This is a genomic window from Bacteroides sp. AM54-2NS (genome assembly GCF_003602935.1).
GTDB lineage: Bacteria > Bacteroidota > Bacteroidia > Bacteroidales > Bacteroidaceae > Bacteroides > Bacteroides xylanisolvens.
Map to the genome: position 1 here is coordinate 23596 of NZ_QTMZ01000053.1, position 9056 is coordinate 32651.

The window sequence follows — 9056 nt, forward strand, 5'->3', positions numbered from 1 at the left end:
AATCCTCATTTATTAGGATTTGTTTCACCACAGTTTTCACCACAATTTTCACCACAGAGGACGCAGAGGACACAGAGGGTATAGTGAAGGTAACATCTTCACTCATTCTCTGATACAGACTGTTTGAGTGTTTTTGGGAAAAAGTGTGGAAAGTTTTTCTCTTTACCTTCTTTATCCTTTTTATCCTCTGCGTCCTCTGTGGTGAATCAGATTCGGTCTGCTTCTATATACCCGTTCATTACCGCATAAATAGTCAGTCCGGAGACGGACTTGATACCTAATTTCTCTGTGATATTTTTCCGGTGAGTGATAACGGTGGTCAGGCTGATATTCAGTTTATCTGCTATCTCTTTGTTGATTAATCCTTTGGTTATCAGTACGAGCACTTCTATTTCACGGGAAGATAGAATCTCCTGATGAGCTGCGCCGGAGGCATGGATGGCATGTCTTTCACCGGATAACCGTTGTGGTGGGCGTGTTGATGGAGTTTCAATATATTTTTCACCAATTCTTCCTCGGATTCATGGATGTTGAGTACAGGCACGCCGGACAGTTGGAATTGCGGACTGTCGCTTGCCAATACAATTGTTTTTCGTTTCCGGGGGAGAAAGAAGGCATTGTGCTCCACATAAATCTGTGCGGAAATGAAATAATGGGCATACATATCCGGCGTATCGTCCATCAGTTCACTGAATTGATGGAAGGTACGTATGGTTGCCATAGGAATCATTTCCTCCAGGATTCCTTTCAGGCCGAGACTGGTCAGGGTGTTTGCTTCTACAATGGCTATTTCGGGTTGATGATTCATTTTCATGTAGTTTTAGTTAACGATTGAAATAATTGGCTACCGCTTCCGCACACCGTTCTCCATCCACTCCGGCAGAAACAATCCCTCCGGCATAGCCTGCACCTTCTCCGCAAGGAAATAATCCGCGAACGGTTGTATGTTGCAATGTCTCTTTATCGCGTACGATGCGGACAGGCGAAGAAGTACGTGTCTCTACGCCGATCATCACCGCTTCATTAGTGAGGAAGCCATGACTGTAACGTCCGAATTGCTGGAAACCGAGAGATAATCTTTTGCTGATAAACTCCGGCATCCAGAAATGAAGCGGAGAAGAAATCAATCCCGGACTGTAAGAAGATTCGGGTAAGTCGTAACTCAACTTCTTGCGGGTGAAGTCCTGCATACGCTGTGCCGGTGCTGTCTGCCTTCTGCCTCCTTGTAACCAGCATTGGCGTTCCTGTTCTTCCTGAAAGTAAAGGGGAAGAAGTTGAGAGTTGAGAGTTGAGAGTTGAGAGTTATTTAGAGATGGGTTAAGAGCCAGCAGCTGTTCATTTCGTTGCGCAGCTAACTCTTCATTCTCCACTCTCCACTCTCCATTTATTAAATCTTCCGGTTGCACTTCCACCACCATGCCCGAATTACTCCATCGCGAGCCACGATTAGAAGGAGACATTCCGTTCACTACCACTTGCTCCGGTCCGCTGGCAGCAGGAACAATGAAACCGCCGGGGCACATACAGAAGCTATACACTCCTCTGCCTTCAACCTGTGTGACGAAGCTATATTCTGCGGCAGGCAGATACTTGCCTCGTCCCTCCTTGTTATGATATTGTATCTGATCGATCAACATTGCCGGATGCTCCAAACGGACACCGACTGCAATGCCTTTCGCTTCAATCGCCACATGATTCGCAGCCAGCCAACGATATACATCTCTCGCCGAATGTCCGGTTGCCAGTATCACAGGTCCGAGAAAAGTCTTTCCTGTATTTGTTTCGATACCCTTTACTTCGTCATTCTCGATAATCAGTGCCTCCATTCGTGTTTGGAAATGTACTTCTCCGCCACACTCGATGATGGTATTCCGCATATTTTCAATGACACGTGGCAACTTGTCTGTCCCGATATGCGGATGCGCATCTACTAATATCGCCGTAGAAGCCCCATGCTGGCAGAATACATTCAATATCTTATCTATATTTCCTCTCTTTTTGCTCCGGGTATAGAGTTTCCCATCCGAATAAGCTCCTGCACCGCCTTCGCCAAAACTGTAATTCGATTCCGGGTCAACCGTGTGTTCCCTGCTGATTTGTGCTAAATCTTTTTTCCGCTCGCGTACGTCTTTTCCGCGTTCGATAACAACGGGACGTAACCCCAGTTCGATGAGACGCAGGGCTGCAAATAGTCCGCCGGGACCTGCGCCCACGACAATCACTTGCGGCTTTCCCTCTACCTTATTATATATAGTATGCTCGTATTCATCATCTTTAGGCATCTCACGGATATATGCTCGTACCTTCAGATTGACGAAGATAGTCCGCTGCCGTGCATCGATGCTTCGTTTCAAGATTCGGGTAGCGGTGATGTCACGCAGGTTCAAACCTTTTTCTTTAGAAAGATATTCTTTTAGTTTCTGTTCGTTTGCTGCGATTTCGGGAAGTATGCGGAGTTGGAATTCTTGTGTCATTTAGTTATTATTGATATTGTTTTCGATTATAAAATAGATAAAGCGGATAATGTATGCATCAGTGCCCTATCCGAATAGAGCCCTGAATGCTTCCTCCACCTTTCTTACCGGCACTAATTCGATCTTCAGTTTCGTAGTGTCAATACCTTGCAGATTGTATTTTGGCAACAAGAACCGTTTAAAACCCAATTTCTCGGCTTCACCGATACGTTGCTCTATTCGATTTACAGGACGTATCTCTCCCGACAGTCCGATTTCTCCCGCCATGCAAACTTCCGGCTCAATGGCTGCGTCCATATTGGAAGAAAGGATGGCACTGATAACCGGCAAGTCGATAGCCGGGTCATTCACCTTCAGTCCTCCGGCAATATTCAGGAACACATCTTTCTGTGCCAGCTTGAATCCGACACGCTTTTCGAGAACAGCCAGCAGCATATTCATTCTTCTTAAATCGAAACCGGTTGCCGAACGTTGAGGATTTCCATAAACAGCAGAACTGACCAAAGCCTGTGTCTCGATCAAGAACGGGCGGATTCCTTCGATAGCGGAAGCAATAGCTACTCCACTCATTCCCTCATGATCCTGACTAAGCAAAAGCTCGGAAGGATTATTCACCTGGCGCAACCCATCCTGACGCATTTCATAAATCCCTAACTCTGCCGTACTGCCGAAACGATTCTTGATGCTGCGCAGAATACGATACATATAATGCTGATCGCCTTCAAATTGAAGGACGGTATCGACGATATGTTCCAATACTTTAGGTCCTGCAATACTTCCTTCTTTATTAATATGACCGATCAGCAACACAGGGGTATGCGTTTCTTTCGCGAAACGAAGAATAGATGCCGAACACTCTCTGACTTGCGCAATACTTCCGGGAGATGATTCGATACTCTCGGTGGAAATAGTCTGTATAGAGTCAATAATCACTAAATCGGGATTCGTATTCTTGATATGCACATAAATTTGTTCGAGCGAAGTCTCACAAACAATCAGGCAATCGCTGGAAGTATCAGAGAGACGGTCGGCACGGAGTTTAAGCTGTCGTGCACTTTCTTCACCGGACACATAAAGGATTTTCTTTTCCGGCATGTGCAGTACGGTCTGCATGACGAGCGTGGATTTACCGATTCCCGGCTCACCGCCTATCAGGACAAGAGAACCCGGCACAAGTCCGCCACCCAATACGCGATTCAATTCATCATCGTGCATATTGATGCGTGGCTCGTCGTTCGCTTCAATATCGCTAAGTGCCAGTGGTTTGGGTTTCTGTGTTTCAATGCCCGACACCGGGCGGCGGTTGGTAGGTTCTTTCCGTACGATTTCCTCAACATACGTATTCCATTCTCCACACGACGGACATTTACCCACCCATTTCGGTGAATCCTGTCCGCAATTACTGCATACATATACGGTTTTCTCTTTTGCCATATTCTCTTTCTTTAATATAAAAATCCGAATGCCCAGAGTGGAATCTTATTTCCGGCCGAATATTCAATATCATCTGCGGCAATAAATGCTTGTTTACTGTTAGCTATCTGTTTCCCGTCTTTGCTTTTCCCGCCAACTTCTATCGTATATTTACTGTCTATCGTATAGTCTGCGCTACGCGTGCAATATTCCACACGATGTTGATAGGCGAGTTGGTTTACCATGAACACCTCTCTCAATGTTCCTTTGTTTACATCTTTAAAGGTCAATGCATAAAGCAGGTTAGTATTTTCCATATAAATCTTATCCGGTTTTTGTAACTTTTTGATAGAGTCATTATCCGAATAAAGAAGGTGGATTAATTTAGCTCTGTCCAGATACTGTAAATAGGCCAAAATAGTAGTACGTGAAAGTTCTGCCATAGCAGAGAGTTTAGTGATGTCCACCATAAAAGGCACTTCGGAGGAGAGGATTCCCAGCAGACTTTTTAGTTTTCGCACGTTACTGATGTCCACTCCGCATTGCTGGGGAAGTTCGATTTCGAGTATCAGGTTGGCTATATTTTCGATACGTGTGTAGTATTCCGCATTTCCTTCCAAATAAAAAGGATAGTATCCATGTTTCAAATAGTCTTCAAAATAGGCGAGGGGACGGCATTGGGAATTCACTTCATTACAAATTCCATCACTATTGTCCAATATCTCTTCCAGCGTGTAAGGGCGGATGTCAATCTGATGGTATAAATTCAGATATTCACGGTAGGATAGCCCTTGCATATTATATGATATGCATCGACGAGACAAGTCGGCCTCCGCATTCAGCAGTTGGAGTAAGGATGACCCGGTGAATACTATTTTCAGTTCAGGAAACTCATCATATATATTTTTAATTTCCTTGCTCCATGACGGATATTTGTGCACTTCATCCAAGAACAGGCATTTACCTCCTTTCAGGTAAAACTGTTCGGCGAGTTCGCTAAGAGAATGCTGTGTGAAATACAGACTATCTAAACTTGTATATAAGGCACTTTGGCTATCATTGGCATAATGAAGTTTTAAGTATTGAAGCATTAAAGTTGTTTTCCCAACTCCGCGAGCTCCCCGGATAGCAATCAGACGGTTATCCCAATTGATTGTATTCATCAGGCTTCTGATATAGGTTGTGGAAGTAGCTGTTAATAACCTTTTGTATCTTCTGATTAGTGTATCCATATCTTTATTTGTTTTCTATGGAATACAAAAATAGGCATAATTTGTTCAACGCGCAAAACAAATTCAGATAAAATCTGTTCAATGCGTAAAACAAACAGGGAATTTACAGAGTTATCTCTCCTGCCATCGAACGGTTCATCCGGTCGCGCACCTCGTCCGCTGTATATCCATGTCCCAGTAAGAACATTAATTTCGTCACAGCAGATTCCGTCGTACTGTCATATCCGGAGACAACACCTGCCTGCAATAACTGGTAGCCCGTTTCATAACGTTCCATCTCTACCATTCCTGCGCTGCATTGCGTCACGTTGACAATCACAATTCCACGTTCGCTGGCCTGACAAAGCCGACGTATGAACCATTCCTTCCGGGGAGCATTTCCCGAACCGTATGTTTCGAGCACGACAGCCTTCAATCCGTCAATCCCCAGAATGGCGGCAATCACATTTTCCTGGATGCCCGGGAAGAGTTTCAGTACCACAACATTGGTATCTAGCAGATAATGAGGCTTCAATTCCCGCTCTTCACCATTTACGTGAATCTGCACATTATTATATTTGATATGGATTCCGGCTTCCGCCAATACCGGATAATTGAAAGAACGGAACGCGTTGAAGTTTCCGCATTCATCTTGGTCGTGCGGTTTCCCCGCATCAGATGATTTTCAAAGAAGATGCACACTTCCGGTACGAGCGCCCTCCCTTCCTTGTTTTGTGCGACGGCAATCTCGATGCTGGTCATCAGGTTTTCCTTTCCGTCCGTGCGAAGTACACCTATGGGAAGTTGTGAACCTGTGAGGATAACAGGTTTATCGAGTCCTTCGAGCATAAAACTTAATGCGGAAGCAGTGTAAGCCATTGTATCCGTTCCGTGCAGGATGACGAAGCCGTGGTAGCGGTCGTAATTTTCATGAATGATGCGTACCAGCTTCCGCCACATATCCGGTTCCATGTCCGACGAATCCATTGGAGGATCAAACTGATAGGTGTCAATCGGGAAGTTGAACTTTTGCAGTTCGGGGATATACTTTTGCAGTTGCTCGAAGTTAAAGTTCTCCAGAGCACCCGTCGCGGCATTCTCGATCATGCCAATTGTTCCACCGGTGTATATTAGCAATACGGAAGTATTTAATGGATTCATAAGCTGATTTTGTGCGATTGTTTTCGCAAATATAATAATATATTTGATATATAAGTAGCAAAATGTCATAAAAGTAAAGGCGAATGACAGGACGAATAGAAGACGGAAGATTCTTTTTATCAGAAAAAAACCGAAAAAAGTGATAGATTGAACGTTTTTATTATTACTTTTGCGACACTTATCAAAAACAAGAGTAGAAACAAGGACTATGATGAAGTACTATCCACATACAGTCACATCCATGTGTACCATGACCCTTAGGGGTTAATGGATAGTTTTTGTGTATCTACGTGATTCACGCTTGTATAAGCAGGCAAAATTCAATTTCAATTTTATTCGTAAACAACCAATCGTTCTGTAAAAAGTAAACTGCAGGACATTGCATTTAAATAAGTATCTTCATGAAAGTAATGAAATTCGGCGGGACGTCCGTAGGTTCCGTGAACAGCATTTTAAGCGTAAAGAGAATTGTAGAGTCGGCAAGTGAGCCGGTAATTGTAGTTGTTTCCGCATTGGGAGGCATCACTGACAAATTGATAAATACATCAAAGATGGCGGCAGCAGGAGATTCAGCATACGAGGGTGAGTTCCGCGAAATCGTTTACCGTCATGTGGAGATGATTAAGGAGGTGATTCCTGCCGGAGAAAAGCAAGTGTCGTTGCAACGTCAGATTGGCGAACTGCTGAACGAGTTGAAGGACATCTTCCAGGGAATTTATCTGATTAGAGACCTTTCTGCTAAGACCTCGGATACAATCGTCAGCTATGGTGAACGCCTTTCATCCATCATCGTTACCGAACTGATTGACGGAGCAAAATGGTTCGATTCGCGCACTTTTATCAAGACCGAAAGAAAACATAGTAAACACACGTTGGATACTGACCTGACTAATAAGTTGGTGAAAGAGGCTTTCCAGTCTATCCCTAAAGTGTCACTGGTGCCGGGATTCATCTCTTCGGATAAAACGACAGGAGATGTGACGAACCTCGGACGTGGTGGCTCGGACTATACGGCTGCCATTATTGCTGCGGCTCTGGATGCGGCAAGTCTGGAAATCTGGACGGATGTAGACGGGTTTATGACGGCTGACCCGCGTGTCATTTCAACTGCTTATACCATTACGGAATTGAGTTATGTAGAAGCGACCGAACTTTGTAACTTCGGTGCAAAGGTGGTTTATCCGCCGACTATCTATCCCGTATGTCACAAGAATATTCCTATTCTAATAAAGAATACCTTCAATCCGGACGGAGTGGGAACGGTTATCAAACAAGAAGTTTCCAACCCGCAGAGCAAGGCTATCAAAGGTATTTCCTCCATCAACGACACCAGCCTGATTACTGTTCAGGGACTCGGTATGGTGGGTGTGATCGGTGTAAACTACCGCATCTTTAAAGCATTGGCTAAGAACGGAATCAGCGTATTCCTCGTGTCGCAGGCTTCATCGGAAAACAGTACTTCTATCGGTGTGCGTAATGCCGATGCCGACCTGGCTTGTGAAGTGCTGAACGAGGAATTTGCGAAAGAAATAGAGATGGGCGAGATTTCTCCGATTCTTGCGGAAAGAGATTTAGCTACTGTTGCTATCGTAGGCGAGAATATGAAACATACCCCGGGTATCGCCGGTAAACTTTTCGGTACGCTGGGACGCAACGGTATTAACGTAATTGCCTGTGCACAGGGAGCTTCGGAAACAAACATCTCTTTTGTGGTCGATTCCAAATCTTTGCGTAAATCCCTGAATGTCATTCACGACTCTTTCTTCCTCTCCGAATATCAGGTACTGAACCTCTTTATCTGCGGTGTCGGTACAGTAGGCGGCAGCCTCGTAGAACAGATTCGTTGCCAACAGCAGAAACTCATGATGGAAAACGGATTGAAACTCCATGTGGTAGGTATCATTGATGCTGCCAAAGCAATGTTCAGCCGTGAAGGTTTCGACCTTTCTAATTTCCGTCAGGAACTGTTGGAAAAGGGTAAAGACAGTAGTCTGCAAACCATCCGCGACGAGATTATCGGAATGAACATCTTTAACTCCGTTTTTGTAGACTGTACGGCCAGCGCCGATATCGCATCGCTTTACAAAGATTTCCTGCAACACAATATCTCTGTGGTAGCAGCCAACAAGATTGCCGCTTCTTCCGCTTACGAAAACTATCGTGAACTGAAAACAATTGCCCGCCAACGTGGTGTGAAATATCTGTTCGAAACAAACGTAGGTGCAGGTCTTCCGATTATTAACACGATCAACGACCTGATTCATAGCGGCGACAAGATTCTGAAGATTGAAGCAGTGCTTTCAGGCACACTGAACTACATCTTTAATAAGATCAGCGCCGATATTCCTTTCAGCCGTACCATCAAAATGGCACAGGAAGAACGCTACTCCGAACCGGACCCGCGTATCGACTTGAGTGGAAAAGACGTCATCCGTAAATTGGTGATTCTGGCACGTGAAGCCGGATACCGTCTGGAACAGGAAGATGTTGAAAAGAACCTCTTTGTCCCCAATGACTTCTTTGAAGGTTCTCTGGAAGATTTCTGGAAACGTGTTCCAAGTCTCGACGCAGACTTTGAAGCCCGCCGTCAGGTATTGGAGAAAGAAAATAAACACTGGCGTTTCGTTGCCAAACTGGAGAACGGAAAAGCCTCTGTCGGCTTACAGGAAGTAGGCGCCAACCACCCGTTCTACGGCTTGGAAGGCAGCAACAACATTATCCTGCTTACTACAGAACGCTATAAAGAATATCCGATGATGATTCAGGGATACGCGCCGGCGCCGGAGTAACAGCTGCC

At 44.9% G+C, this 9056-nt stretch carries 3 protein-coding genes and 3 pseudogenes; 1 reads left to right on the forward strand and 5 read right to left on the reverse strand.

Features of this window, described 5'->3' with window-relative positions; translation table 11 throughout:
- Positions 1 to 206: 206 nt before the first annotated feature.
- From DXA05_RS22255 to DXA05_RS22275, 5 genes and pseudogenes are all read right to left on the reverse strand, one after another.
- A pseudogene (locus DXA05_RS22255) lies at positions 207 to 808 on the reverse strand (response regulator transcription factor).
- A gap of 16 nt (positions 809 to 824) precedes the next feature.
- On the reverse strand, positions 825 to 2474 hold the full coding sequence (locus DXA05_RS22260) for an FAD-dependent protein (protein ID WP_087322360.1): 1650 nt from the start codon (positions 2472 to 2474) through the stop codon (positions 825 to 827).
- A 66-nt stretch (positions 2475 to 2540) separates the two neighbouring features.
- Positions 2541 to 3908 carry a DNA repair protein RadA gene (gene radA / locus DXA05_RS22265; RefSeq protein ID WP_008025275.1) on the reverse strand — a complete coding sequence of 456 codons (1368 nt, stop codon included), beginning with the start codon at positions 3906 to 3908 and terminating at the stop codon, positions 2541 to 2543.
- Positions 3909 to 3919: 11 nt separating this feature from the next.
- Positions 3920 to 5119, reverse strand: a complete 1200-nt coding sequence (locus tag DXA05_RS22270) for an AAA family ATPase (protein ID WP_008025260.1) — start codon at positions 5117 to 5119, stop codon at positions 3920 to 3922.
- Between the two features lie 103 nt (positions 5120 to 5222).
- Positions 5223 to 6259: pseudogene (locus tag DXA05_RS22275) on the reverse strand (asparaginase).
- Positions 6260 to 6660: 401 nt separating this feature from the next.
- On the opposite strand from DXA05_RS22275, the pseudogene thrA reads away from it, so the two are divergent.
- Positions 6661 to 9056, forward strand: a pseudogene (gene thrA, locus DXA05_RS22285) (bifunctional aspartate kinase/homoserine dehydrogenase I); the annotation flags it as partial.